The sequence below is a fragment of the Pectobacterium quasiaquaticum genome, assembly GCF_014946775.2.
GTDB lineage: Bacteria > Pseudomonadota > Gammaproteobacteria > Enterobacterales > Enterobacteriaceae > Pectobacterium > Pectobacterium aquaticum.
The window spans coordinates 3,494,885-3,519,836 of record NZ_CP065177.1; the positions used below are offsets into that span (position 1 = coordinate 3,494,885).

Consider the following 24,952-nt stretch of genomic DNA (forward strand, 5'->3'; position numbering starts at 1 on the left):
TGATAGCTGCCGAATTAAAAAACATCTTTTTTTATTTTTAGTCGCTTTGCCAGACGATGCAGATTGCCGCTGTCCATTTCCAGTTCTCTGGCGCAGGATGACCAGTTGCCTTCGTGGCGCGCCAGCGTGTGTTGGATGATCCGGCGCTGATAGTCGTCCGTTGCCTCCCGCAACCCACCGCTGATGAAATAGGCGGGTTAGCAGAAAAAATCCTTTAGAGATAGAAACTTAATATTGTGATAAGAAAAAAAACAATACAGATCAATAACATGGTTCATATAACTGTGACTACATTCACGTATTCTTAATACGAATGTGAAACATTACCCTCCGATGAGGTATTTTTAGCCAACATCAAATGGAGGTGTTTATGGAAAAACTGGACGATGTCAGTGTGTTAAATGAAATGGTTTTCAGCGCATCAACGGAGAATGAACTACAGGAACGGTTTAAAGATATTTACCGCAGAATTAATGATGAGAATGAATATGATGGCTCCGGAGATATTGCATTTCTGCCTCTATCAAGACTCAACTCACGTCAAGAACGGCAGGAATGCCGAGACATTATTTCAGATGTCATTGAAAGCGGATTATTTACCAGCGGGCCTTATATAGGGAAAATAGAAGAGGCGTTAAGAAGCTTTTATAATGCACATACATGCATTGCCACCAGTAGCGGGACTGATGCGTTAAAAATCGCACTTAAATCTGTTGGTGTTGGTCCCGGTGATGAAGTGGTTGTCCCTCTGAATTCCTTTGCTGCTACTGAGAATGCTGTAATGGCTGTCGGGGCAGTACCGGTGTTCGCAAATATTGATAAGTCTTTCAATATGCTTCCAGATGAAGTTGCACGCCTTAAGACATCTAGAACAAAAGCGGTATTACCGGTCTGTCTTTACGGCTCGTGCCGGCATATTGATGCCATTTACCGCATAGCCCGCGAGGCCGATATTCCGGTTATTGTAGATGCAGCACAGTGCTTCGGAATCCGGTCACTCATGAATTATTGTGACTTGCTGATTCTAAGCTTTAACCCGTTCAAGAATATTGGTTCCTTTGGCAAGTCCGGTGCGATACTGACTCAATCTCCCGAGCTGGCCCGCATGGCGAGACAATATTCCTATCATGGATTTGCTGAAGGTAAAAAAAATATAAAAACCCAAGACTGGGGTTCAACAGCCGCATGGATAACATGCAGGCTGCCACGCTCAGTGTCAAACTCAGACACTTTGAAAATAACGCAAAGAAACGCTCTCTACTTGCCGCACGCTACCATCTTCTGCTGGCAGATCTGTCGCATAAAATAGCGCTTCAGCCTGAGAAAAATCAGAATACTTGGCATCTATTCCCTGTACTGATCTGTCAGGAGGAGCGTGATTCTTTGTTCTCATTTGCGCGTGAAAGAGGAATTGAGTTAGATATTTACTACCCAATCCTTTCTCATTGTGGGGAGCATCCACTAGCTACAGGTTATTCCAGTCCTGAACAGTTCATCCCTTCAGAAATTATTCATTCTGCATTGTTTCATCTTCCGCTGCATAACCACATGTCGATTCAAGAACAGAACAGAGTTATCGAGGTACTGTATGACTATTTTAAATGAAAAATGGCCATCTGAATTTCCTTTCCCAACGGTGATTCGTACTGTTGTTTGCTGCGATCTTGACGAAACATACATCCCCTCGTCCATTGACAAAAAGGCATTAGGGGAGTCGACTTACTGGAGTCTTATATTGTATCCAATGCTGTTGAAAAAGGAATCATCGCAGGTTGGGTGACGGGAACTAATCTGGATTCGGCCTGGCGTAAGTCCAAAGGCTATATTTCACGGAGTCCCCATTTTATCTGTTGCAGCCTAGGTACTGAATTCTACTGGGTAAGAAATGGCATGCTCTGCCCATCGGATGCCTGGTCTGAACGGATACAACGTTCAGGATATAGCCGTGAAAACGTCGACGTCATAGTCGGCATGCTGATGGAAAAAGGTATGCCCCTGCGCAAACAACCTGAGGATTATCAGGGCCCCTATAAAATCAGTTATTACTATCCTGAAGGTCCGGCAATGGACAGTGATTTTTCCTTCATACAGGCATTGGCTGATGAACGACGTGTTCGTGTCGTGTTTACCCGCTGTAATCCGAGCGCCGGAGACCCCCGATTGCTATGATATTGAATTTATTCCCCTTTGCTGTGGCAAGGATCAGGCGGTTTCGTTTCTCATGGAAGAAACCACTCTCCCGAAAGAAGCCGTTATCGCATTTGGGGACAGCGCGAATGATTTCGCCATGTTTGCGAAGGCAGGGAAAGGTTATCTGGTGGGTAATGCTGACCCGTTCGCGATTAAACAGTACGGCAGCAGTCTGGATGATGCTTATTGCCACGGAATACTGAGCGTACTTAGGGAGTTAAAGGGATGATTATTGGTATTGTCGGTTGTGGCGGTATTGCCCGCGCCCATGTGTATGCACTTTCCCTCAATAAGCTGGTCACTGGGCTTGCCCTGTATGATGTCAGTGAAGATAACATGCGCGAACTCAGCGAGATCAGCGCCCTGCCGGTAACTCGTTGTCAGCACCTGAAGCAGTTGGCGGAGATGAGTCAGGGCTTCGTCATCTGCACACCCAATCATCTCCACGTCAGTGTAGCTGAAGAGGTTCTTCGCTATAAACCGATACCGTTTGTGTGCGAAAAACCGCTCTCAACGGATCTAAGCTCCGCCCGTTATCTTAAAACAATTGCGCCGGAAGGCAGTATCGTGTCCTTTAACTACAGATATAACCGGGTTATCGACACGATTATGCACCTGATAAAAGACCGTGAATTAGGGGATCTGCATTTCTTCTCTGCAGAGTTCAATAAAAATTCGGCACTGACTCGCCATCGCCTTACCTGGCGTGACTCTGCCCAGCAGATCAAGAGCAGTGGTGCACTGGGCGATCTCTCCTGCCATCTCTTGGACCTGTTTTGTTTTATAGGCGAAAGCCCAGTTGCTCTTAACGGGATCAGGACGGTAAAGGGAACACGTGTGGGCGAAAAATCAGATGGTCTGGTTGAAGTGGATGATAACGGGTATGTGATGGGGTGTTCAGAGAAGGGAGCCTATTTCAGAATTCATGCCAGTAAATCTGAAACAGGGCAGAATCTGGGGCTGCACATGCAGATCGTGTTTGAGAAGGGAGAGATACGATATACCACTCATCAGGAAAACAGTCTGGTTCTGAGCCTGTTTAATGAGACCGGTACTGAAACTATTCGTTTCGACGGTGTGAAACGTTTACCTGACCCTCCACGAGAACTTCCGTTCTGGTCGGATTCATTTATTCATCTTCATGACGATTGGTGTGCCCTTGTTAAACAAGGCACATCAACCCCGATGCTGGCGGATTTGTCGTCAGGTATTCACATCCAGGAAATTATCGAGGCATTCTGAAAGAAAATGGACACTATTCTTTTTACTGGGCTGTTTGCCGCATTTTTTACGACGTTTGCGTTTGCACCTCAAAGTATCAAAACGCTCCGGACGCGCAATACCGAAGGTATCTCCCTTGTAATGTACATTATGTTCCTCATCGGGGTTATTTCATGGATTGTTTATGGCATCCAACGCTCTGATTTTGCTGTGCTCGCCGCTAATATTGTCACATTGTTTCTGGCGGCACCGGTGCTGATCATGACACTTCTCAACCGCAGGAGAAAACACGTATGAATATTGCGATCATCGGTGCAGGTCCCGCCGGATTGATATCAGCTCGCAACGCTATTCAGACAGGTCATTCTGTTGTTTTGTTTGAGAAAAATACTCAGATAGGAGGGATATGGAACCCTAGGAGCGGTGGTGCTTATCGTAACGCTCGAATGCAAAATTCTCGGGATGCGTTTCATTATACGGACTTCCCTCCGGGATCTATCGATGCATTTCCCGGTGTGGAGGAGGTGTTCGGATATCTTTCGGCGATGGCCGGTTCAGATGATATTCGTGAGGCTACCCGGCTGAATACTGAAGTGATTTCACTCCGAAAGACATCAGAGAGTTGGTTGATCAGCAGTGATTGTGAAGGACGATTCAGGGAGGATGTTTTTGACAGAGTCATCATTGCAACAGGTGAACTCTGGCAACCACGTACGCCGGCTTTGTCCGGAGCTGAACACTTCTCAGGAACGGTGATCTCATCACGGGAATACCACGAGCCGGAAAAATTTAAAGGGCAGAATATTCTCGTCATAGGTGGTGGTGTCAGTGGAGCTGATATTGCTTCAGATCTTGTTCCCTATGCAAATACAGTGAGTATTTCGGTAAAAAAAATGGGGCTCTACCTCCCAAGACAATTCCGAACTGGTCCGAATGATATGATGCATTCCTATTTGGGCAGGTGGATGTTGAGTCACATGAATTATTCAGAATTTATCGATTATCTCGATAACATTATGCCTGACTACATGCAGACCTACCGTGCATCTGGTTTATTGCCAGACCTTGCGAATAATAATGCGGTTCACGTTAACGAAAAGATCATACCTAACGTGGCCGCTGGCCAGATAAAGGTTAAACCTCAGGTAGAGCGTTTCACGGATAAAGGGTGTATCGAATTCGTTGACGAAACTCAGGAAAAATATGATGTCATCATTACCTGTACCGGTTACGAAATGCCTGATTATTCGTTCGTTCCAGGTTTTGACAGGAAACAGCTGTATGAACATTTTTTTTGGACGGAAGATCCTACTCTCGCTGTCATCAATCCTCCTGTAGATACTGCTGGTTTCGGTGCTGCATTTCCCTACTTTGATATTATCAGCCAATGGGTTATTAATGTTTTCACTGGGAATTCAGAACTTCCGGAGAAAATTGTTATGCAGGACTGGTGCGCTGAACACATGGCTTCACTGCATGTTAAACGCTTTTATGACAGCTGGCTGGAAACCATCCGTATAGGGTTGCGGGCGGGCCTCATCCCAGATCCTTCTAGGGACTTTTCCTCTTACTGGAACATAATTACCAGTGTGGTTAAACCTGGCTATCTGGCTAGGTCGCCGGTAACTCCGGAGCCAGGTATGATAGATAATATGTTTGATTTCAGTACTGCAAAAATACAGATACTGTCAGGGCTGGGGAGAGAAGTTCTCAGTCATTTGCTTAGCAAAGGTGATATAACTGACGCTGAATACAGGGCGGCAGTTGGTAAAGAACCACAAGAATCCATTTCCGCATATCTACCATACTCACAAATCTATCTCTGATAAAAAGGGCCGTAACAGGCCCTTTTACTTTTCATAATAGCCTGATTAATTTTGCTGGGTTTCCTGCATAAATCCCTTTTACCTCAATCTGTTTAACCACGACGGAACCTGCGCCGATGACGGAACCACTGCATATATATGGTGACAGAATGGTGGCTCCGCTTCCCACAATGACCGAATCTCCGAGGGAAATGGTGATCCAGTTATTCGGTGAAGGGTCCGGCGCACCGGAATGAAACAGATCGTTTGCGAACGTCACGTTATGGCCGATGAAGCAGTTCATGCCTAATGTTACGTTTTCACAGATAAATGTGTGTGACTGAACCCGGCTACCACTACCAATTAGACACCCTTTCTGTATCTCAACAAAAGGGCCAATGAATACGTTATCCTTGAGTTCACATTCATAAATATTGGCAGGTCTGATGATGGTGACGTTATTTCCTGAAATCACGTCGCGAATTTCGCTTTCTAACAATTTCATAGAATTATCCAGAATAAGGTCTAATTAATAAGGTTCATCGCACTTTACTGGGGAACGCTGCTTTTATCTTCATAAAAAAGTAGTCGTTATCCCAGTATTCGTATGCCATCCGTTTTATCACTTTGATCCTGTTGTTCATTCCATCAAGTACGCTGGTATTCAGACGATGCGTGACACTCGCGATTATGCCGCTCACGTAACCCTCCAACTTATCAGCGAACTACTGCAACGCCCTGATGCAACTTTTCTGTGCCTACCTGTATCACTCATTCCAGCGACGCTGCGCAACATCTTTATCCGAGGCATACCACAGCTCTTTCAGCGCTGTTTTCATCATATACACCGTATTTAACGGCTCCAGTAACTCTGCCAGTTTCACCTCATGCCCAGTCGGCTGATTCGCCTGGTCACCCCTCACCCTGTCGATAACTTCCCGGCCAAACTTCGCCACAACATGGAACAGGTCATACACCACTTCCGCCTGCAGGCCCGGCAAAAACGCCAGAAGGCTACCCGTCCGGCTCGTTAGGCCAACGACCGCTGGCCGTATGGATTCCTACGTCGATTTATTGCAGGCCAACGGCGGCAGCATGATCATGCTGGCAAAAGGCAACCGCAGCCAGCAGGTGACCGACGCGTGCCATAAACACGGCGGCTTCTACCTTGGCAGCATCGGCGGCCCGGCTGCGATTCTGGCGCAGAACAGCATCAAGAGCCTGACCTGCGTCGAATACCCTGAACTGGGAATGGAAGCCATCTGGAAAATCGAAGTCGAAGATTTCCCGGCCTTTATTCTGGTCGATGATAAAGGCAACGACTTCTTCCAGGTGATTCAGAGCGCCAAGTGCGTGAAATGCGGTTAACTCATTCCTACCGTGATTAGAGGTTAGCCACTAACGCCAGCCGAGCGGGAGTAACGGATAGATCGTAAAGTCGCTGTAAACACGTCCATGTGCGCTCGGGTTGCGCCATCCATGGCGCAAACGCTTTACTCTTCTATTCCGTTACTCCCGTTTTCGTTCGGTAAAGAGGTTTGTCTACGGTCTACAGCGCCCCGATTTTCGGGGCGTTTTTTATTTGATGCCCAACCGCTTCGCCAGACGATGCAGATTGCCGCTGTCCATTTCTAGTTCTCTTGCGCAGGATGACCAGTTGCCTTCATGGCGTGCCAGCGTGTGTTGGATGATCCGACGCTGATAGTCGTCCGTTGCCTCCCGCAGGCCACCGCTGATGAAATAGGCGGGTGCCGTGTCGATAACGCCCGATGAACCGGAGGTCGCATGAACGGGCTGAGAGGGAAGTTCAAGATTGAAATGTTCAGGGCCTAACAGCACCTCACCCGATTCCTGTCCCGCTCTTGCCAGCACGGTAGCACGGTAAATGGCGTGTTCCAGCTCGCGCACATTCCCCGGCCAGTCGTATTGTTCCAGTAGCGCGCCCGCATCTGCCGTCAGCGCCAGCCGTGCCAGCCCCAGTTGCACGCGGCTGCGCTCGCAGAAGAATCCCGCCAGCAGTGCCACATCCTGACTGCGCTCACGCAGCGGGGGTACAGACAGCGGAAACACGCTCAGACGGTGGAACAAGTCAGCACGGAAAGCGCCATCCAGCACCGCCTGCCGTAGATCGCGGTTAGTCGCCGCCAGCACGCGCACGTTCACTTTCAGACTGCTGTCATCCCCCACGCGCTGGAGATCGCCATACTGCAATACGCGCAGCAGCTTCGCCTGTAGCGTCAGCGACAGTTCGCCAATCTCATCCAGAAACAGCGTGCCGTTATCCGCCATTTCAAACTTGCCGGTTCGATGGTGGATCGCACCGGTAAACGCGCCCTTCACATGACCAAACAGCTCGCTCTCCGCAACCGACTCCGGCAGCGCGGCGCAGTTCAGGTACACCAGAGGATGACTTGCCCGGCTGGAACCACGATGAATCGCTCTCGCCACCAGCTCTTTACCAACGCCGGTTTCTCCCATAATCAGCACGTTCAGATCGGAGCCCGCGACAATATCGACCTCTTTCTTCAACCGCTGCATCGGTTCCGACAGCCCGACCATTTCCTCGACGCTTTCCGCCGCCGGACTTTCAGCCCGCACCGGCGCGGGCAACTGCCGCTCAAGACGCTCCATCAGCAGCGCGTTACTCAGCGCCGCCGCCGCCATCGCCCCCACCAGCCGCAGCTCTTCATCGCTAAAATGGTCGAACTGACACGGATCCATGCCGTCCACAGTCAGTGCCCCGATCAGGTTTTGATTGGCAAACAGCGGCAGGCCAACGCAGGCGTGCACCTTAAGATCCTCCTGACTGGGGATCAGACCGTCATAGGGATCGGGAAGCTGGCTGTCTGCCGGAAAGCGCACCACGTCACCCGCGCGGGCAATCGCCTCCAGACGGGGATGATCGGACAGACGAAAGCGTCGTCCCAGTACATCCGGTGCCAGACCGTCGATCGCCAGCGGGCGGAACAGCTGATTCTCGTAACGCAACAGCGCCGAGGCATCACAGCGCAGCAGTTGGCGCAGGCTGTTGATTAAGCGCTGGAAACGATCCTGATTCGATAGCCCCATTTGCAGTTCGATAGCGATACGGGCAAGGGCGTTAATAGAGAGTGTCATGGTGTGTCCTAATGACAGAACCTGTGTCATTAAGACAATAAATAAAATATGTCATTTTGACAATCAATATTTATTAAAGCGTTATAAATCAATAAATTAAAAACTGGCACACTTCCTGCAATCTCTACAGCATATTCCCGTATACGACTATTGAGGTTTCAGAACATGACGATTCACGTAAAGAACAATATCCACTGGGTTGGACAACGCGACTGGGAAGTCCGTGATTTTCACGGCACTGAATACAAGACGCTGCAAGGCAGCAGCTACAACAGCTACCTGATCCGTGAAGAAAAAACCGTGCTGATCGATACCGTCGATCACAAATTCAGCCGTGAGTTTGTGCAAAACCTGATGGCGGAAGTGGATCTGAACACGATTGACTACATCGTGATCAACCACGCCGAGGAGGATCACGCTGGGGCACTGAGCGAGCTGATGGCGCGTATTCCCAACACGCCAATTTACTGCACCTACAATGCGATCGATTCCATTACCGGTCACCATCACCACCCTGAGTGGAATTTTCACACGGTCAAAACCGGCGACACACTGGATATCGGCAACGGTAAGCAGTTGATCTTTATCGAAACGCCGATGCTGCACTGGCCGGACAGTATGATGACCTACATGACCGAGGACGCCGTGCTGTTCAGTAACGATGCGTTCGGCCAACACTACTGCGATGAGCACCTGTTCAATGATGAAGTCGATCAGACTGAACTGTTCGAGCAGTGCCAACGCTATTTCGCCAATATTCTGACGCCATTCAGCCGCCTGGTGACCGCCAAGATCCACGAAGTGCTGGGCTTTAACCTGCCGCTGTCGATGGTTGCAACCTCGCACGGCGTGGTATGGCGCGACGATCCTGCCCAGATCATTCACCTGTATCTGAAGTGGGCAGACAGCTATCAGGAAGATCGCATCACGCTGTTTTACGACACCATGTCCAATAACACCCGCATGATGGCCGACGCTATTGCGCAAGGTATCAACGATGTCGATCCCGGCGTAGCGGTAAAAATTTACAACGTCGCCCGTCACGACAAGAACGAGATCCTGACACAGGTCTTCCGCTCGAAAGGCGTGTTAGTCGGTTCATCCACCATGAATAACGTGATGATGCCGAAGGTCGCTGCCATGCTGGAAGAGATCACCGGTCTGCGTTTCCAAAACAAGAAAGCCTCGGCGTTCGGCAGCTACGGCTGGAACGGCGGCGCGGTAGACCGCGTACAAACCCGTCTGATGGATGCCGGTTTTGAAACCACGCTGGCGCTGAAAACCAAATGGCGTCCTGATGGTTCCGCGCTGGAAATTTGTCGCGAGCACGGTCGCGAAATCGCGCGTCAGTGGGCACTGCATCCTCTGGATGATACGCCTGCCCGTCGCGTCATCTCTCCCGTAAAACAGATCGCTGCGGCACCGCAAACCACCACCGCCCCGCAGAATGTGAGCGCCCCAGCCGAGAGCGCCTGCGGATGCAATGAAGTCGCTGCACCACAGGCAACCACACAGCCGGCGGCACAGTCAGAAAACGGCTGTATGCAGTGCAGCGTCTGCCAGTGGATCTACGATCCGGCGCTCGGTGAGCCGATGCAGGATGTCACCCCTGGCACCATGTGGTCGGACGTACCAGACAGCTTCCTCTGCCCGGAATGTGGGCTGGGCAAAGACGTTTTCAATCCGATTCGCTAAGGAGAGGATGATGAAAGATATCGTGATTATTGGCGCGGGCTTTGCCGCCCGCCAGCTCATCCGGCAGCTACGCAAGCTGGATGCACACTGCCCTATCCGCCTGATTACTGCCGACAGCGGCGATGAGTACAACAAGCCGGATCTAAGCCATATGATGAGCCTGCAACAGCATGCTGACGATCTGACCAAGATGTCAGCAACCGCGTTTGCTGAAGAAAACCGCATTGCGCTGCTGGCCAATACGCGCGTCACCGCCATCGACCGCCATGCACAACAGGTCATCTGCGGCACGGATCGTTACGATTACCACAAGCTGGTGTTCGCGACCGGTGCCAGCGCGATGGTGCCGCCGATTCCGGGACGCGAACATATGTTGACGCTCAATAGTCAGCAGGAATACCGCACCCACGAAAGTCGGCTCTGGCAGGCCGAACGCGTACTGGTGCTCGGTGCAGGACTCATCGGTACTGAGCTGGCGATGGATCTAGGGCGCGCAGGAAAACAGGTCACGCTGGTTGACTGCGCCAGCAGCATTCTGCCCGCGTTGATGCCGCCCGAAGTCAGCTCACGCCTGCAATTCACGCTGACGCAGCAGGGCGTTTCTCTGCTGCTGAACACAACCCTGCAACAGTTGGAGAAAACCGAAACCGGCGTACAGGCTACATTTACCGATGGCCGAGCTGTCGAAGTGGACGAAACTCTCTCCGCTATCGGTTTGCAGGCCAACACGCAGCTGGCAAAAGCGGCGGGGTTAACGGTGCAGAAAGGTATCCAGACCAATGCGCAGTTACAAACCAGCGATCCACAGATTTATGCGCTGGGCGACTGCGCAGAGATTGGCGGTAAGCTCCTGCCCTTCCTGCAACCGATTCAGCTCAGCGCGATTACGCTGGCGAAAAACCTGCTGGGTGCCAACGAGATGCTAACGCTGCCGCCGATGCTGGTTAAAATCAAAACGCCGCTGTTTCCTTTACAGATGGCTGGCGATACCACCAGCAGTGATTTGCACTGGCAGCAGGAATGGAACAAACAAGGGATGGTGGCGAAAGCGCTGGATTGTCAGCAGGTGCTGCGCGCCTTTGTGGTCGGTGGCGAGCGGATGAAAGAGGCATTTCCGCTGCTGCGGCAGCTTTCCACCGTGAGTTCAACCACTGCCTGACACAGCAAAATAAATAATGCATTTAAAATACATATTTCTGGTCAGCCTGCGTGCGGATTAATAGAATGCGGCCATCGCTTTTGGAATTTACAGAGGTAAAAATGCAAGATCTCATTTGTTATAAGAAGATGCCGCAGTGGAACAGCCAGACGTTGCCTGCCGCCTTTCAGGAAAAGCACAACACGCAGGAAGGCACCTGGGCGAAACTGACCGTGTTGAAGGGAGAAATGACCTTCTCCATGCTGACCGAAGACGGCGATACGCTGGAGACATTCCAGTTCTCCGAGCAGAACCAGCCGCCGTTTGTTGAGCCACAGGCGTGGCACCGCATCGTCTCGTTCTCTGACGATTTGGAATGTCAGCTCAGCTTTTTCTGTTCGGCGGAAGATTTCTATCATAAGAAATACGGTCTGACGCGCACCCATTCCGAAGTGATCAACGCCGTGCAGCACATCAAACCGGGAAAAGCGCTGGATTTAGGCTGCGGCGGCGGGCGTAACTCGCTGTACCTGAACCTGCGCGGGTTTGACGTCACGGCCTGTGATAAGCATGAGCAAAGCATTGATTCACTGAATAACATCATCAAGAGTGAAGCGCTGGAAAACATCCGGGCGGGCGTTTACAACATCAACCTGGCGGAAATCAAAGAGCGGTACGACTTTATCCTGTCGACCGTCGTGCTGATGTTCCTGGAACGCGATCGCATTCCGCACATCATCAGCAATATGCAGGACAGCACCGTTAACGGCGGCTATAACCTGATTATCGCGGCGATGTCGACGGAAGATTGCCCGTGCCCAATGCCTTTCTCGTTCACCTTTAAAGAAAGCGAGCTGAAGAACTATTACGCCGATTGGGAGATCCTCAAATACAACGAGGATATGGGTGAGCTACACAAGACCGATGCGCAGGGTAACCGCATCAAGCTGCGCTTCGCCACGCTGCTGGCAAGAAAGCCGTAAGCACCGGCTAGCCGTTAAAAAATCTAACCCCGTAAAATACAAAAGGGCCGATTACTCGGCCCTTCTTATTTCTATACGCTGCGTGAATCAGCTGGCTTTGCGCGCTGCCGCAATACGGTAAGCCACCAGATCTTCAATCGTCAGTACCGGCATATCGTGCTGTTTAGCAAACGTGATGACTTCCGGCGCGTGCGCCATTGAACCATCATCGTTCGTCAGTTCACACAAAACACCAGACGGCTTCAGGCCCGCCAGCGTCATCAGGTCAACCGTCGCTTCAGTGTGACCCCCGCGCGTTAACACGCCACCCGGTTGGGCGCGCAGCGGGAATACGTGACCAGGGCGATTCAGATCGCTCGGCTTGGCGTTATCCGCAATCGCGGCACGAATGGTGGTCAGACGGTCGGCAGCGGAAACCCCCGTCGTCACGCCTTCGGCGGCTTCGATCGTCACGGTGAATGCCGTTTGGTAATGGCTGGAGTTCTTCTCCACCATCATCGGCAATTCCAGCTGCTGGCGACGCTCTTCCGTCAGGCACAGGCACACAATGCCACTGCCGTGACGAATCGTCAGCGCCATTTGTTCAACGGTCATATTTTCAGCGGAAAAGATCATGTCACCTTCGTTTTCACGATCTTCGTCATCCAACACCAGCACGCCGCGGCCATGACGCAATGCATCAAGTGCGCGTTCTACGCGTTCGGTAGGATTGCCAAATTCAGAAAGTAATGTCTGATTCATGGTAAAAAACCTCAATGTTATTATGGATTACCAGAATCAGGGCGAGCTTGAGGAGTAACCACTACTACTGGTTGCATAGTAATAGCTAACAAAAATAACGCGAGCGAGCATATAGCTCGAGATACCGTTACTCTCTCCCATCCGGACTTTAACCGTCGGCCCCGGAATCACACCGGATCTGCTGACCCCACGCTGCGAAACCGATAATAAAAACCGGAAAACACAGCGAGAGCGCTCGCGGGCTTCCAGTGCGCAGAGACTGCGTTCACTGGTTTACCGCCGGTGGGGAATTACACCCCGCCCTGAGAATAAGCGGGTTTACTATAACGCTAATACCTCGATAGGGCAATTGATCCACAACAGGAAATAGGGCAAAACGTCTGCTGGATTACAGTAAAACTATTCTGAATTACAGTAAAACCATGCTGAATATGTGCAAAGCAGATGTCAGATTTCATTTATACCTATTACACTTGCTATAGTAGTAACTTACATAACCTAATCAGGAAAGCGACATGATTGACCCAAAGAAGATTGAGCAAATCGCCCGTCAAGTGCATGAATCTATGCCAAAAGGTATCCGGGAATTGGGTGATGATGTGGAGAAAAAGATTCGTCAGGTCTTGCAGGCACAGCTGACCCGATTGGATTTGGTGAACCGTGAAGAGTTCGATATTCAGACGCAGGTTCTGCTCCGCACGCGCGAGAAGATTGCTCGCCTGGAACAGCGTATGACCGAACTGGAAGCGAAACTGTCTACGGAAGAAAAGCCCGCCACCGCGCCGGAAAACGACCAATCGTCATAACACTCGTCTCATCATCATCGCGATACAACGCCCTAATCAGGGCGTTGCTCGATTCCCTACTCTGCATATCCAAAAATACAGGTTTCACATCACGGGACTCTGTATACGATTCTGTGTAAATGCCTTTCTCAGAAATGACCGTCTAGGCGGTACTAAACTCGATAATAAAGCGGCTCATCGCCATATCGACAATTTTTTCCCAGTTTATGGGCGTTTTAGCAGTAGTTAATCTGGAAAGTACGACGACAATGTTGACAGGAGTATCGAGGAAATCCTGCCTTTCCTGTTCCATGCTTACGGACGGGTTCTGTTTGCTGGCAATATCGGCAGGCAACGTCGATAGTGACTGTCATAAAGCGCATCCTCAAAAGAGAATATCCTGTCAAAATAACGTTTTTAAGTCGCTACCTAAACGCCAAAGAGGACAACAGGGTCAGAACACTTTGTCGCCATTAACTAGTTTGATCAGCGATGTAAGGACGTTGACTGCAGCCGGGATATCTTCTGCATGAGTATTTCCGTAGCCTATGACCAGCCCGCTAGCTGAGTCGGTACTCGCGCTGTATGAAGACAATGCCTGAACGCCAAGGCCTTTCTGGCGGGCAAGCTCGGCGATCCTTTTATCATCAGTTCCTGATGCGAGCTTCAACACCAGGTGAATACCTGATTTACCGCCAAGTATCTGGTCATGAGCGAAGTTTGCTGTCAGCGCATCCCGTAAAATACGCTGACGATCTCGGTAGAGGCGACGCATTCTTCCCAGATGGCGGCCAAACTCTCCGCTTTTCATAAAATCAGCCAGAGCCAGTTGTTGAAGATGTTGGCCGTTTCGCAGTACTTCATTAAGAATATTTCCTGCTTGCTCAATGATGCTTGCCGGTAGCACTACAAATCCAACTCTCAACGAGGGAAACATAGTTTTACTGAACGACCCTATGTAAAGGACAGACGCGTTTTCAAGCAGTCCCTGCATACACGATATTGGACTGCCAGAGTGCCTGAAATCGCCATCATAATCGTCCTCAATGATCCAGGCCCCTGTCTTTTCTGCCTCAGAGATAAGCGCAAGCCTACGCGAAACGGACAGCACAGCGCCGGTGGGATATTGATGTGCTGGCGAGGTGTAGACCAGTTTTGGAATAGGAGTCTGCCAGGCTTCATCAGGCACCCGCATGCCATCCTCGTCAACGGCCATCATAACCGTCCTGAGTTTACTCGCATTGAATGTCGCTCTTGCACCGTAATAACCCGGATCTTCCATCCAAACCGTATCACCGGGGTCCGTCAGCAAATTCACGCAGAGTTCCAGTGCCTGCCTTGCCCCTTCGGTAATGATTATAGAGGATGCCTCACAGCGAACCCCTCGCGCAATAAACAGATGTGTTGCGAGTGCTTCACGAAGGGTGCGTTCGCCCATTGGCTCGGCATAGCCCAAGGAGCTTGGTAACAGTTGCCTGGCTGCGCGGTCAAGGGAGCGTCGCCAAGCAGAGAGAGGAAACTCCCTGAGCGCAGGTATACCGGGGGACAGAAGGGTATCTGCTGGCAGGCTACGCGCATTATCCACAAACGGGCTCAGACGTTCGGCTAGCTTAACGTCAGACATGTGCAGTTTTAACGCGGGTGCTATTACACGATCGGAACCAGACAGAGCAGCCACACGTGTACCCTGGCGGTCGGCCAAGATATATCCCTCAGCCGCCAGTTGATCATAAACATTCACAACAGTATTACGAGATATGCCCAGCTCTTTCGAAAGCGCACGGGAGGACAAAAGCTCTTTCTCCGGAGGCAGAAAACCGCTCAGGATCGCATGACGGATACGCTCTTTGAGCTGTTTCTGTAAGGATATCCGCTCACCATCCGCAGTGGTCGCTCCCGGATGCAGAGGTTCAGTTATATCAAACATTTTATGGCCCCATAAAAATGAGACTTTGTGGACCTTTTTATAATACCACAAATACTTCATTCTCTTTATTTGGTGATTTCCTTACGGTGATAGAGGAGTTAATAATATTCATGAATCAGAGAGTAAATAACTTTCAACAGCCAGTCGGTGCAGACTTGCCAGACTGGCGCGGCGCGAACGTTCCCGATGGGAAAAACCTGAAAGGACGCTACTGCCGCGCTGAGCGCATCAATGTTGAACGCCATGCTGCTGAACTTTACGAGGCCTACGACGAAGCAACGGATGGACGTGACTGGACGTATCTCCCAGCTGGACCTTTCGAAACATTTGAATCGTGGTGTGCTTATCTGAGGAACATCGAGAAAGCGACGGACCCTATGCATTATGCCGTCATCGATTTAGCCACGGATCAAGCTGTGGGTACTTTTGCTCTAATGCGTATTGACGCGTCTAACGGAGTCATTGAGATGGGCTATGTAACCTATTCTCCTCTCATGAAACGTACACGGATCTCAACAGAAATCACCTACCTCGTGCTCAACTACGTTTTCGAAGAGCTTGGCTATCGACGGCTTGAGTGGAAATGTGATTCATTGAATGCACCTTCAAGAGATGCCGCAATACGCTATGGTTTTACCTTGGAAGGTGTCTTCCGTCAGGCAGTCGTCACTCATGGGCGCAATCGTGACACAGCCTGGCATTCCATAATAAATAGTGAATACATAGCGCTGTGCAATGCTTATGAAAAATGGCTCTCACCTTCAAACTTCGACGAAAATGGATTTCAGCAGGAAAAGCTAAGTAAGTTCATGGCCGAAGAACGGCCTGAGTACTGAGGAAGCGCTGCACAGGAAATGGTTCAGCGCAGCCAACACCATTCTGGCCAGTGGCGGAGTTTAGCTTCCGAGCAACGTCGGTAATGCGAAAATTGGGCGTTAATCTCGGCTTTAGATGTTTGCCAAACTTCATTTAGGCCGGTTGATGAGAGGTCTTACACTCAACATTGAAAGGAAATTTACGTTCAGCTTCGTCACGAACAGCTCGGTTATAGGCGAGATAAAGCATTCTGCGGTAAGGATTGGCCTGCGCGTAGCGAACCAGCGTTGTCGTTTTACCCGTGCCAGCAAAAGCGTTAACGACCAAATGACGGAAGAAATAACCAGCATATTGGCTAATGCAAAAATGCCTTCATCAACCACATTACATATCACTATAGTGATAATGATAAAACGATATTAGAAATCATTATTGATGCGGAGAAAACCACTGTTACATGGCTTTGTTGAATAAATCGAACGTTCAGGTGATTAGCGAATCTGAGCACGACAGTTCGTTTCAACACAGGTCCTCATGGCAAAAAATCACCAACGGGTCTGCCTACAACAACGCGCTCAGACAACGTGGTTCAATGACGATCTGGCTTGATGAATCAGCGAGACAATGACGCGCAGGTGGGTGAAGCGATGGCGATGGTTAACGCGCTGAACCGGATGACGTCGTTGGGTATGCCGCATAGCGTCCGGACCGCATAACAGGTGCACCAGCGGGATCTGTCCTGTCGACTAACTCTGATTTATTCAACAAAGCCCACCTCATAAAGCCCCTGTACACGACTCAGTGGGAAACCAGTTCGACCTGCTTACGCGGCAGGAACAACCACAGCACAACCAGCATGATTAACGCATACAGCGATTTCCAGCCAATCATCAGCAACAACGCACAGCAGAGTATTCCACCTATTGCCGCCATCACGCGCGCCCGCCCTTTCAGCAGACGCCATCCTGCTAGCATACACAGCAGATAAATCAGCACAAAGATGCCGTTCGCGTACACAATCAACATATCCAGCGGCAACCTAAGCCAGTAAATTAACAGGCAGCACACCAGACAGCAGGCCACCACAACCGACAGCGCATTCACCGGCGCTTGCCCTGCGGACAGCTTCGCCAGAGCACTTCCTTTCGATGCCTGCGACCAGACTAAACGCGCAAAGCCCTGCGTATAGATATTCACACTGGCAAAGCAGGCCAGATACCCGACAAAGCAGGCAATCCACAGCGCGTGTTCGCCAAACAGCTGCACAACGATGCTCGGCAGTGAGGCCGTTGCGGCAATTCCCTCTCCGTAAGCCTTAAAATGCAGCACGGCTACCGTACATCCCCAATACACCGCGCCAGCGACCAGCATGCCGATGAGTAAAGCCCGTGGGAAATCCCGCTCCGGCACCCGAAACTCCGTCGACATGTGGGCAAAGGCTTCAAGGCCGACGAAGCACCAAAACATCACAGCCAGCGCACCGAAAGTGTTAGACCACGACAGTTCACTCACCGACGGCCAGGGAATGTGTGCAGGCGTGATATCGCCCTGCCACCAGATCGCGGCAACCAGCCCCACCACTAGCATTGCAATGACAATCTGAATGTTGGCGCTGGATCCCGCACTGCGCAAGCCAAGCAGCCAGATACCACCCAGCGTCAGCAACTGTACGCAGAGCAGTTCCAGATCGCTCCAGCCAAACGCCGCCTGCCAGAACCCAGCAGCAATCTGCAAAGCAGCAGGCAGACCCAGCGGAATAACGGACAGGAATAGCCAGCCAGTTACACGCGCCATACGCGGCCCAAAAGCGAGGTTAACAAAGTGCGCAGCCCCGCCCGCATTCGGGAAATGTTGACCTAGCGCGGCAAAGCCAATGGCGATAGGAAAAACAAGCAGGATCAAGATCGGCCACGCCCATAGGCTGTCTTGCTGTGCCAACTGTGCGACCAGCGCGGGAACCGCAAACACCCCAGTCCCCAGCAGAGAAGTAGAAAGCAACCCCACGCCCTGAATCAGCCCAAGCTCTTGTTTTAATCCTTTTGCTTCACTCACTACGTTTCACCTTTTGTTGCTTTTTTGCACCACACCATTGCTGGGTCGAAAAATAAAAAAAGCCTCCACTAACGGAGGCTTCTCTCACCCACAGAATTCACAAGCTTTATACTATCAGGCGTTAGCTTTCAGCACATCACGAATGCGGGCTTTGTAGGATTCAACCTTCTGCGGCGTCATCATTCGACGTTCATCATCCTGCACCACACCGCCAACATCGTCAGCAATGCGCTGTGCAGACTGTAACATCAGTTTAAAGTTTTGGCTGGCATCGCCATAAGACGGCACCATCATGAAAATGGACACGCCGGGCGTCGAGAACTCAGACATGGCATCGATATTAAACGAACCGGGCTTAACCATATTAGCCAGACTAAACAACACCGGCCCTGCGCCAGCAGGGTTCACATGGCGATGGAAAATGTTCATTTCACCAAACTGGAAGCCGGCCTGAAGCAGGCTTTGTAACAGTAGTTGACCGCCGATGACACCGCCATGATGCGCCACGACGTGCAGCACCAGAACCGCTTCTTTTGCCGCCGCGGGTTCAACTGACTCTGCAGGTTGCTGAGGCTGTGCAGGTGCTGGCTGAGCTTTTTCATGCAGCAAATGTGCTGCATGTTGCTGTGGGGCTGACGCCGGTGCAGCATACGCAAACGACTCACGCGGAGCGTTAATGCTCGGTTCAGAAGCTGGGGTTTCTCTAGGAATGACAACCTGCGGGTGAGTATCGCTACGTACCTGCGCACGCGGAGAATCTACTGGCGTGGCTTCATCCAGCAGAGGATCGTAAGAAGACACGGGAGACAGATGATCGAACGGCGATTTCGCTTCTGAACGAACGTCTTCGCGTACACTGTTATTATGTGAAAAATTATTAAATGCAGGGTCATCAAATGACGCGTTATCCAGTGAAGCGCTGCCCAATGGAGGCTCACTCTGCTGCGGGCGGGCACCCTTCACGCGAACGTCACCAACGCCTTCATCCAGATCGTCAAGCGGCGTTTCATCACGCGCTTTCTTTACACGTTTAGCTGGGCGGTCACGAAAAAGGGACGAGCGTTCTTTACGGCTAGTCCACAAGCCGTGCAGTAAAAGCGCTATTATAGCGATCGCGCCAACAACGATTAATATCAGACGCAAGTCCTGCATCATTGCTATCCCAATTGTTCCAAAAAAACATTGCCACTACGGCAAATACCTATACTACTAACTCTATTTGCCTGAGTACACAAGTGCAAGCCTGCACGGTACTTTATGACAATAAAGATAGATACAACGCACTTTTTTGCTGTTTTTTCATCCAAATGCGGGCTAGTCAGCATAAGATCATCCCGATATGATGTCTCAACAAACAAATGACTGAGTCTATCGGCACTATGTCTTCAGAAAAACCATCGTCTTCAGAAAAACCATCATCTTCTGAAAAATCGTCTTACGGTAATACCACAGGCCAGGTTCGCGGCGGCATACACTATTTTCTAGCTGGATGGCGCCTGCTCTCACTGCCAGGCATCCGACGTTTCGTTATTCTGCCCTTACTGATGAACATCGCACTGATGGGCGGAGCTTTCTGGTGGCTTTTTACCCAGTTGAATGACTGGATTCCGCAGATCATGAGCCACATTCCGAGCTGGCTGCAATGGCTCAGCTACCTCATTTGGCCACTTGCCGTGCTCTCCATTTTGCTGGTATTCAGCTACCTATTTAGCACAATCACCAATTTCATCGCCGCTCCGTTTAACGGCTTGTTAGCCGAGCAGTTAGAAGCAAAACTCACCGGCCAAACGTTGCCGGACAGCGGCATACTTGGCATTGCTAAAGACGTCCCACGTATCATGAAGCGTGAAGTCCAAAAGCTGGCGTATTACCTGCCACGCGCCATTGTACTATTGCTCCTCTACTTCATCCCCGGCATTGGGCAAACTGTCGCGCCGGTACTATGGTTCCTGTTCAGCGCATGGATGCTGGCGATTCAATATTGCGATTATCCTTTTGATAACCACAAAGTGGGATTTGCCACGATGCGTCAGGCATTACGTCGCCACAAAGTCGCCAATATGCAGTTTGGCGCCTTGGTCAGCCTGTTTACGCTGGTGCCTTTTTTGAATCTGGTCATCATGCCTGTCGCGGTATGTGGTGCAACGCAGTTGTGGGTGGATCGTTATCGCGATCTGTCAGCAACCCTGCCGAAAAAATCGCCATAAAAAGACAGCAAGCACTAGCTGATAACGGCCAGTGTTTTCTATTGTAATGAAAAGATATTTCTTAAGAACATAACGATATAGCAATTCTTTACTTCACTGAAAGGTGTGAACGAGTATTCTCTCTACGTTCGCAAAAATTTCATACAGTTATAAGGACAGGCTATGAGCAAGATCTACGAAGACAATTCTTTCACAATCGGCCATACGCCGCTGGTTCGCCTGAACCGTATCGGCAACGGACGCATTCTCGCTAAAGTGGAATCCCGCAACCCCAGCTTCAGCGTAAAATGCCGTATCGGCTCCAACCTGATTTGGGATGCAGAAAAGCGTGGCGTTCTCAAACCGGGCATCGAACTGGTTGAACCTACCAGCGGAAACACAGGGATTGCCTTGGCCTATGTCGCCGCCGCTCGCGGTTACAAACTCACGCTCACCATGCCGGAAACCATGAGCATCGAGCGCCGCAAGCTGCTGAAAGCGCTGGGTGCTAATCTGGTGCTGACCGAAGGCGCGAAAGGCATGAAAGGTGCCATCGCCAAAGCCGAAGAGATTGTAGCCAGCGATCCGCAGCGTTATCTGCTGCTACAGCAGTTCAGCAACCCTGCTAACCCAGAAATTCACGAGAAAACCACCGGCCCTGAAATCTGGGAAGATACCGACGGTCAGGTTGATGTCTTTATCTCTGGCGTCGGTACGGGCGGTACGCTGACCGGTGTCAGCCGCTACATCAAGAACACCAAAGGTAAAGCCATTATCAGTGTGGCGGTTGAACCTACCGACTCACCCGTGATTACTCAGGCGCTGGCAGGCGAAGAGCTGAAGCCAGGCCCGCACAAGATTCAGGGCATCGGCGCGGGTTTCATTCCGGGTAACCTAGATCTGAAACTGATTGACCGCGTAGAGAAAGTGACGAACGAAGAAGCGATCGGCACCGCGCGCCGTTTGATGGAAGAAGAAGGTATTCTGGCGGGTATTTCTTCTGGTGCCGCCGTTGCTGCCGCGCTGAACTTGCTCAAAGAAAAAGAATTTGAAGATAAAACTATCGTCGTTATTCTGCCTTCTTCCGGCGAACGCTACCTCAGCACGGCGCTCTTTGCCGACCTGTTTACTGAGCAGGAACTGCAACAATAACCTCCCAGTCACACTCGAACAACAAGTGACCAATATGTTAAAAAAGCACCTATTTAGGTGCTTTTTTGTGGCACAGTTCAAACTTTCCACCACATATGGATTGCTTTTCTACATCAGGTTTAGTATTTAACCGAACAATTATTTTGATGCGTGAAATTAATATCCGACAAGCACCGCGCCTCATCACATTATGTTTTTCCTGCGCATGACTTTTTTCCCTGCGCACGATAGCCCACATCGCCGTTTTGCGACTGAGGTTAAGATAATGGGTAGCGGAAGCTGCGGTGTTTGATGGTATTTTATTCAGGAAATACGTTTGACGGTTTTCTTGTCGCATCGTGGCCCGCCCCTGTAACATAAATCAGGAGCTAACCAAACAGGCTAAAGTTCAGTGAATCAACTAAACTTTAGTTCCACAACATTAATCTAATCCATAAGTTGGGGAAAAAGCATGTTCCAGCAAGAAGTGACTATCACCGCACCGAATGGCCTGCACACCCGTCCTGCTGCTCAGTTCGTCAAAGAAGCTAAAGGCTTCACCTCTGAAATCACAGTGACGTCTAACGGCAAGAGCGCTAGCGCTAAGAGCCTGTTTAAATTACAAACACTCGGCTTAACACAAGGAACTGTGGTTACTATCGCTGCGGAAGGCGAAGACGAACAAAAAGCGGTTGAACACCTGGTTAAGCTGATGGCTGAGCTCGAGTAAACGACGAGTTTTTTAGTGAACACCAGAATCGAGTAAGGTAGGGTTATGATTTCAGGCATATTAGTATCACCGGGTATTGCTTTTGGTAAGGCACTGTTACTGAAAGAAGATGAAATTCTCATCAACCGGAAAAAAATCTCTGCAGATCAGGTGGAGCAGGAAATTGAACGTTTTCTGACTGGCCGTTCCAAAGCATCCGTACAGTTGGAAGCTATCAAGAAGAAAGCGGGCGAGACGCTGGGCGCAGAGAAAGAAGCCATCTTCGAAGGCCACATCATGTTGCTGGAAGATGAAGAGTTCGAGCAGGAAATCATAGCCCTGATTAAAGATGAGCATGCTTCCGCCGACGCTGCTGCATTTTCCGTCATCGAAAACCAGGCTAAAGCACTGGAAGAGCTTGATGATGAATATCTGAAAGAACGCGCCGCAGACATGCGTGATATTGGGAAGCGTTTGCTACGCAACATTCTCAATATGACCATCGTCGATCTGGGCGATATTCAGGATGAAGTCATTCTGGTTGCCACGGACCTGACACCGTCAGAAACCGCGCAGCTGAATCTGGACAAAGTGTTGGGCTTCATCACCGACCTCGGTGGCCGCACGTCTCACACGTCCATTATGGCCCGTTCGCTGGAACTGCCTGCGATCGTCGGCACAACAAATGTGACCCAGCAGGTTAAAAACGGCGACTATCTGATTCTGGATGCCGTGAACAACCAGATCTATCAGAATCCGACCGCGGATAAAATTGAAGAATTAAAAGCGGTTCAGCAGCAATACCACGCCGAAAAGCATGAGTTGGCCAAGCTGAAAGATCTGCCGGCCATCACGCTGGACGGTCATCAAGTTGAAGTCTGTGCCAACATCGGTACCGTGCGTGATGTCGCAGGTGCAGAGCGTAACGGTGCAGAAGGTGTCGGCTTGTATCGTACCGAATTCCTGTTTATGGATCGTGACTCACTGCCTACCGAAGAAGAACAGTTCCAGGCGTATAAGGCAGTTGCCGAAGCCGTTGGTGCTCAGGCGGTTATCGTTCGTACCATGGATATCGGCGGTGACAAAGACCTGCCATACATGAACCTGCCGAAGGAAGAGAACCCGTTCCTTGGCTGGCGTGCTATCCGTATCTGTCTGGATCGTAAAGAAATTCTGCATGCTCAGTTGCGTGCCATTCTGCGCGCATCAAAATTTGGCAAGCTGCGTATCATGTTCCCGATGATTATTTCCGTGGAAGAAGTCCGTGAGCTGAAAGCCGAACTGGAGATGCTAAAAGCGCAGTTGAGAGAAGAGGGTAAAGCCTTCGACGAGAGCATTGAAGTCGGCGTGATGGTTGAAACACCTGCCGCCGCCGCCATCGCGTCACATTTAGCCAAAGAAGTCGACTTCTTTAGTATTGGGACAAATGACTTAACCCAGTATACTCTGGCAGTTGATCGCGGTAATGAGCTGATTTCTCATCTCTATAATCCGATGTCCCCTGCCGTCCTGACCCTTATTAAACAGGTTATTGACGCGTCTCATGCCGAAGGCAAGTGGACAGGGATGTGTGGTGAGCTCGCCGGTGACGAACGTGCTACACTACTGTTATTGGGAATGGGGCTGGACGAATTCAGCATGAGTGCGATCTCTATCCCGAGCATCAAGAAAATCATCCGTAATGCGAATTACGAAGATGCGAAGGCGCTGGCGGAGCAAGCACTCGCTCAACCGACAGCACAAGAGTTAAGCAATCTGGTGAGTCGCTTTATTAAAGAAAAAACGCTCTGCTGATTCTGCTTTACCTAATAGATTTCAAGGTGGCAATCAGCCCCCCGACAGGCGATGCATTCGCAGTCGGGGTAGCGAAGAACGCCAATGCCACATCGACTTGAAAGATTAGGGTATACGCTGGCCCAATATTAATGCTTAGGAGAGAATCATGGGTTTGTTCGATAAATTGAAATCTCTGGTTTCTGACGACAAAAAAGACACTGGCAGCATCGAAATTATTGCCCCGTTGTCCGGTGAAATCGTCAATATTGAAGATGTTCCTGATGTCGTATTTGCAGAGAAAATTGTCGGCGATGGCATTGCCATCAAACCAACTGGCAACAAGATTGTCGCTCCGGTAGACGGCACCATCGGTAAAATATTTGAAACCAACCATGCGTTTTCCATCGAGTCTGACAGCGGTATTGAGCTGTTTGTGCACTTTGGTATTGATACCGTTGAATTGAAAGGCGAAGGCTTCAAGCGCATCGCCGAAGAAGGCCAGCGAGTGAAAAAAGGCGATCTCATTATCGAGTTTGACCTGGCTCTGCTGGAAGAAAAAGCGAAGTCTACTCTGACGCCAGTGGTTATTTCCAACATGGATGAAATCAAGGAATTGACCAAACTGAGTGGTACGGTTGTTGTCGGTGAAACGCCGGTTATCCGTATCAAAAAGTAAGCCA

The 24,952-nt window shown here is 50.3% G+C and carries 22 protein-coding genes, 7 pseudogenes and 1 riboswitch; of the genes and pseudogenes, 18 read left to right on the top strand and 11 right to left on the bottom strand.

Features of this window, described 5'->3' with window-relative positions; genetic code table 11:
• Positions 1–14: 14 nt before the first annotated feature.
• Positions 15–197 (bottom strand): annotated as a pseudogene (locus IG609_RS15975) (helix-turn-helix domain-containing protein); the annotation flags it as partial.
• A 161-nt stretch (positions 198–358) separates the two neighbouring features.
• Here IG609_RS15975 and IG609_RS15980 point away from each other — a divergent pair.
• The 5 genes and pseudogenes from IG609_RS15980 (at position 359) to IG609_RS16000 (ending at position 5,237) form a co-directional block, all read left to right on the top strand.
• Positions 359–1,605: pseudogene (locus tag IG609_RS15980) on the top strand (DegT/DnrJ/EryC1/StrS family aminotransferase).
• A pseudogene (locus IG609_RS20530) lies at positions 1,589–2,419 on the top strand (HAD-IIB family hydrolase). Before IG609_RS15980 ends, IG609_RS20530 begins: the two co-directional pseudogenes overlap by 17 nt.
• Positions 2,416–3,432, top strand: a complete 1,017-nt coding sequence (locus IG609_RS15990; RefSeq protein WP_193398386.1) for a Gfo/Idh/MocA family protein — start codon at positions 2,416–2,418, stop codon at positions 3,430–3,432. The pseudogene IG609_RS20530 and the gene IG609_RS15990 overlap by 4 nt, the downstream one beginning before the upstream one ends.
• Positions 3,433–3,438: 6 nt before the next feature.
• The gene (locus IG609_RS15995; RefSeq protein ID WP_145569485.1) at positions 3,439–3,708 is read left to right on the top strand and encodes a SemiSWEET family sugar transporter; all 270 of its coding nucleotides are present in this window, start codon (positions 3,439–3,441) and stop codon (positions 3,706–3,708) included.
• Positions 3,705–5,237 (top strand): flavin-containing monooxygenase, encoded by a 1,533-nt coding sequence (locus IG609_RS16000; RefSeq protein ID WP_250127225.1) that lies wholly within the window; start codon positions 3,705–3,707, stop codon positions 5,235–5,237. Before IG609_RS15995 ends, IG609_RS16000 begins: the two co-directional genes overlap by 4 nt.
• Before the next feature lie 31 nt (positions 5,238–5,268).
• On the opposite strand, the gene IG609_RS16005 is transcribed toward IG609_RS16000, so the two are convergent.
• From IG609_RS16005 to IG609_RS16010, 3 genes are all read right to left on the bottom strand, one after another.
• Complete coding sequence (locus tag IG609_RS16005) at positions 5,269–5,721, bottom strand: acyltransferase (RefSeq protein WP_193398384.1); 453 nt, start codon at positions 5,719–5,721, stop codon at positions 5,269–5,271.
• A 34-nt stretch (positions 5,722–5,755) separates the two neighbouring features.
• Positions 5,756–5,917 carry a transposase gene (locus tag IG609_RS20660; RefSeq protein ID WP_193398383.1) on the bottom strand — a complete coding sequence of 54 codons (162 nt, stop codon included), beginning with the start codon at positions 5,915–5,917 and terminating at the stop codon, positions 5,756–5,758.
• Between the two features lie 66 nt (positions 5,918–5,983).
• Positions 5,984–6,193: a hypothetical protein gene (locus IG609_RS16010; protein WP_193402002.1), complete on the bottom strand. Its 210-nt coding sequence runs from the start codon at positions 6,191–6,193 to the stop codon at positions 5,984–5,986.
• Here IG609_RS16010 and IG609_RS16015 point away from each other — a divergent pair.
• Positions 6,193–6,584 (top strand): annotated as a pseudogene (locus tag IG609_RS16015) (fumarate hydratase C-terminal domain-containing protein); the annotation flags it as partial. The gene IG609_RS16010 and the pseudogene IG609_RS16015 overlap by 1 nt on opposite strands.
• 210 nt (positions 6,585–6,794) lie before the next feature.
• Here IG609_RS16015 and norR read toward each other — a convergent pair.
• Positions 6,795–8,333, bottom strand: a complete 1,539-nt coding sequence (norR, locus tag IG609_RS16020) for a nitric oxide reductase transcriptional regulator NorR (protein ID WP_193400164.1) — start codon at positions 8,331–8,333, stop codon at positions 6,795–6,797.
• A gap of 165 nt (positions 8,334–8,498) precedes the next feature.
• Between norR and norV the strand changes: the two genes are divergently transcribed.
• From norV to tehB, 3 genes are all read left to right on the top strand, one after another.
• Positions 8,499–10,028, top strand: coding sequence for an anaerobic nitric oxide reductase flavorubredoxin (norV, locus tag IG609_RS16025; protein WP_193400166.1), 1,530 nt, complete (start codon positions 8,499–8,501; stop codon positions 10,026–10,028).
• A gap of 10 nt (positions 10,029–10,038) precedes the next feature.
• Entirely contained in the window at positions 10,039–11,187 is a 1,149-nt protein-coding gene (gene norW / locus IG609_RS16030) for an NADH:flavorubredoxin reductase NorW (RefSeq protein WP_193400168.1), read from the top strand.
• A gap of 101 nt (positions 11,188–11,288) precedes the next feature.
• A complete protein-coding gene (gene tehB / locus IG609_RS16035) occupies positions 11,289–12,149 on the top strand; it encodes an SAM-dependent methyltransferase TehB (RefSeq protein ID WP_193398379.1) in 861 nt (286 codons plus the stop codon).
• A gap of 87 nt (positions 12,150–12,236) precedes the next feature.
• Here the strand turns inward: tehB and ribB are convergent, their stop codons facing one another.
• Positions 12,237–12,890 carry a 3,4-dihydroxy-2-butanone-4-phosphate synthase gene (ribB, locus tag IG609_RS16040; RefSeq protein WP_102118232.1) on the bottom strand — a complete coding sequence of 218 codons (654 nt, stop codon included), beginning with the start codon at positions 12,888–12,890 and terminating at the stop codon, positions 12,237–12,239.
• Between the two features lie 125 nt (positions 12,891–13,015).
• A riboswitch (FMN riboswitch) is annotated at positions 13,016–13,204 on the bottom strand.
• 201 nt (positions 13,205–13,405) lie between these two features.
• On the opposite strand from ribB, the gene ubiK reads away from it, so the two are divergent.
• Entirely contained in the window at positions 13,406–13,696 is a 291-nt protein-coding gene (ubiK, locus tag IG609_RS16045; RefSeq protein WP_039507662.1) for a ubiquinone biosynthesis accessory factor UbiK, read from the top strand.
• 433 nt (positions 13,697–14,129) lie between these two features.
• Here ubiK and pdxR read toward each other — a convergent pair whose 3' ends face one another.
• Positions 14,130–15,602 carry a MocR-like pyridoxine biosynthesis transcription factor PdxR gene (pdxR, locus tag IG609_RS16050; RefSeq protein ID WP_193398377.1) on the bottom strand — a complete coding sequence of 491 codons (1,473 nt, stop codon included), beginning with the start codon at positions 15,600–15,602 and terminating at the stop codon, positions 14,130–14,132.
• Between the two features lie 110 nt (positions 15,603–15,712).
• Between pdxR and IG609_RS16055 the strand changes: the two genes are divergently transcribed.
• Positions 15,713–16,438, top strand: coding sequence for a GNAT family N-acetyltransferase (locus IG609_RS16055; protein ID WP_193398376.1), 726 nt, complete (start codon positions 15,713–15,715; stop codon positions 16,436–16,438).
• Between the two features lie 3 nt (positions 16,439–16,441).
• Here IG609_RS16055 and IG609_RS16060 read toward each other — a convergent pair.
• Positions 16,442–16,778: pseudogene (locus IG609_RS16060) on the bottom strand (DNA helicase); the annotation flags it as partial.
• A 130-nt stretch (positions 16,779–16,908) separates the two neighbouring features.
• On the opposite strand from IG609_RS16060, the pseudogene IG609_RS20665 reads away from it, so the two are divergent.
• Both IG609_RS20665 and IG609_RS16065 read left to right on the top strand, forming a co-directional pair.
• A pseudogene (locus tag IG609_RS20665) lies at positions 16,909–17,037 on the top strand (IS5/IS1182 family transposase); the annotation flags it as partial.
• A pseudogene (locus IG609_RS16065) lies at positions 17,036–17,134 on the top strand (IS5/IS1182 family transposase); the annotation flags it as partial. The pseudogenes IG609_RS20665 and IG609_RS16065, both read left to right, overlap by 2 nt.
• A gap of 82 nt (positions 17,135–17,216) precedes the next feature.
• Here IG609_RS16065 and yjeH read toward each other — a convergent pair.
• Positions 17,217–18,470, bottom strand: a complete 1,254-nt coding sequence (gene yjeH, locus IG609_RS16070; RefSeq protein WP_193400170.1) for an L-methionine/branched-chain amino acid transporter — start codon at positions 18,468–18,470, stop codon at positions 17,217–17,219.
• A gap of 114 nt (positions 18,471–18,584) precedes the next feature.
• Entirely contained in the window at positions 18,585–19,625 is a 1,041-nt protein-coding gene (zipA, locus tag IG609_RS16075) for a cell division protein ZipA (protein ID WP_193400172.1), read from the bottom strand.
• Positions 19,626–19,849: 224 nt separating this feature from the next.
• Between zipA and cysZ the strand changes: the two genes are divergently transcribed.
• Together cysZ and cysK are read left to right on the top strand one after the other, a co-directional pair.
• Entirely contained in the window at positions 19,850–20,677 is an 828-nt protein-coding gene (gene cysZ / locus IG609_RS16080; protein ID WP_193398373.1) for a sulfate transporter CysZ, read from the top strand.
• 162 nt (positions 20,678–20,839) lie between these two features.
• Positions 20,840–21,808, top strand: coding sequence for a cysteine synthase A (gene cysK, locus IG609_RS16085; protein ID WP_102118228.1), 969 nt, complete (start codon positions 20,840–20,842; stop codon positions 21,806–21,808).
• A gap of 49 nt (positions 21,809–21,857) precedes the next feature.
• Here cysK and IG609_RS16090 read toward each other — a convergent pair whose 3' ends face one another.
• Complete coding sequence (locus tag IG609_RS16090; RefSeq protein ID WP_193398372.1) at positions 21,858–22,145, bottom strand: hypothetical protein; 288 nt, start codon at positions 22,143–22,145, stop codon at positions 21,858–21,860.
• 114 nt (positions 22,146–22,259) lie between these two features.
• Here IG609_RS16090 and ptsH point away from each other — a divergent pair, with 114 nt between their 5' ends.
• The 3 genes from ptsH (at position 22,260) to crr (ending at position 24,948) form a co-directional block, all read left to right on the top strand.
• Positions 22,260–22,517, top strand: a complete 258-nt coding sequence (gene ptsH / locus IG609_RS16095) for a phosphocarrier protein Hpr (protein ID WP_005971891.1) — start codon at positions 22,260–22,262, stop codon at positions 22,515–22,517.
• A 45-nt stretch (positions 22,518–22,562) separates the two neighbouring features.
• Entirely contained in the window at positions 22,563–24,290 is a 1,728-nt protein-coding gene (gene ptsI, locus IG609_RS16100) for a phosphoenolpyruvate-protein phosphotransferase PtsI (protein WP_102118227.1), read from the top strand.
• 148 nt (positions 24,291–24,438) lie between these two features.
• Entirely contained in the window at positions 24,439–24,948 is a 510-nt protein-coding gene (crr, locus tag IG609_RS16105) for a PTS glucose transporter subunit IIA (protein ID WP_010301392.1), read from the top strand.
• Positions 24,949–24,952: the final 4 nt, after the last annotated feature.

Coding starts and splice junctions, on each gene's coding strand:
- IG609_RS15990 (WP_193398386.1), top strand. CDS start 2,416: ATGATTATTGGTATTGTCGGTTGTGGCGGTATTGCCCGCGCCCATGTG.
- IG609_RS15995 (WP_145569485.1), top strand. CDS start 3,439: ATGGACACTATTCTTTTTACTGGGCTGTTTGCCGCATTTTTTACGACG.
- IG609_RS16000 (WP_250127225.1), top strand. CDS start 3,705: ATGAATATTGCGATCATCGGTGCAGGTCCCGCCGGATTGATATCAGCT.
- IG609_RS16005 (WP_193398384.1), bottom strand. CDS start 5,721: ATGAAATTGTTAGAAAGCGAAATTCGCGACGTGATTTCAGGAAATAAC.
- norR (WP_193400164.1), bottom strand. CDS start 8,333: ATGACACTCTCTATTAACGCCCTTGCCCGTATCGCTATCGAACTGCAA.
- norV (WP_193400166.1), top strand. CDS start 8,499: ATGACGATTCACGTAAAGAACAATATCCACTGGGTTGGACAACGCGAC.
- norW (WP_193400168.1), top strand. CDS start 10,039: ATGAAAGATATCGTGATTATTGGCGCGGGCTTTGCCGCCCGCCAGCTC.
- tehB (WP_193398379.1), top strand. CDS start 11,289: ATGCAAGATCTCATTTGTTATAAGAAGATGCCGCAGTGGAACAGCCAG.
- ribB (WP_102118232.1), bottom strand. CDS start 12,890: ATGAATCAGACATTACTTTCTGAATTTGGCAATCCTACCGAACGCGTA.
- ubiK (WP_039507662.1), top strand. CDS start 13,406: ATGATTGACCCAAAGAAGATTGAGCAAATCGCCCGTCAAGTGCATGAA.
- pdxR (WP_193398377.1), bottom strand. CDS start 15,602: ATGTTTGATATAACTGAACCTCTGCATCCGGGAGCGACCACTGCGGAT.
- IG609_RS16055 (WP_193398376.1), top strand. CDS start 15,713: ATGAATCAGAGAGTAAATAACTTTCAACAGCCAGTCGGTGCAGACTTG.
- zipA (WP_193400172.1), bottom strand. CDS start 19,625: ATGATGCAGGACTTGCGTCTGATATTAATCGTTGTTGGCGCGATCGCT.
- cysZ (WP_193398373.1), top strand. CDS start 19,850: ATGTCTTCAGAAAAACCATCGTCTTCAGAAAAACCATCATCTTCTGAA.
- cysK (WP_102118228.1), top strand. CDS start 20,840: ATGAGCAAGATCTACGAAGACAATTCTTTCACAATCGGCCATACGCCG.
- IG609_RS16090 (WP_193398372.1), bottom strand. CDS start 22,145: ATGCGACAAGAAAACCGTCAAACGTATTTCCTGAATAAAATACCATCA.
- ptsH (WP_005971891.1), top strand. CDS start 22,260: ATGTTCCAGCAAGAAGTGACTATCACCGCACCGAATGGCCTGCACACC.
- ptsI (WP_102118227.1), top strand. CDS start 22,563: ATGATTTCAGGCATATTAGTATCACCGGGTATTGCTTTTGGTAAGGCA.
- crr (WP_010301392.1), top strand. CDS start 24,439: ATGGGTTTGTTCGATAAATTGAAATCTCTGGTTTCTGACGACAAAAAA.